The sequence below is a fragment of the Pseudomonas sp. 05N434 genome (assembly GCF_056396965.1).
On record NZ_JBFTMK010001125.1, the window covers coordinates 1 to 462 of the forward strand.

Genomic DNA, 462 nt, shown 5'->3' on the forward strand with positions numbered 1-462 from the left:
GTGCTTTCCGGTGAGCTGCCGATTCTGGTCGACTACGACTTCAACGCTTACCGTGCGCGCTACAAAGACAAGGCGAACGTCGCTTTCGTGATCCCCAGGGAAGGCAGCATCAGCGTGCCTTACGTGATGAGCGTGGTCGACAATGCACCGCATCGCGCCAACGCCGAAAAGGTCCTGGATTTTGTGCTGTCCGACCAGGGGCAGGCGTTGTGGGCCAAGGCATATCTGCGTCCGGTTCGTGAGATGAAGATGCCGGCCGACGTCGCCGCGCAGTTCCTTCCGGACAGTGACTATGCCCGCGCCGGCGTGGTCGATTACGAAAAAATGGCGGCGGTGCAGGAAGCCTTTGCTGCGCGCTATCTGAGTGAGGTCAAGTAAGTGACGACTGTGCCGCTCAACGTGCAGGACGTCTCGTCCCGCCACGATGTTTTGCAGCGCTTGCGACCAACGGTTGCCTGGGCG

General features: G+C 60.4%; 1 protein-coding gene. It reads left to right on the top strand.

The genetic code is table 11. From position 1 onward, the window contains the following. Nucleotides 1-378 (top strand): ABC transporter substrate-binding protein (locus AC1DLB_RS32050; RefSeq protein ID WP_477786543.1); only part of this gene is annotated, 378 nt, incomplete at its 5' end. Nucleotides 379-462 lie beyond the last annotated feature (84 nt).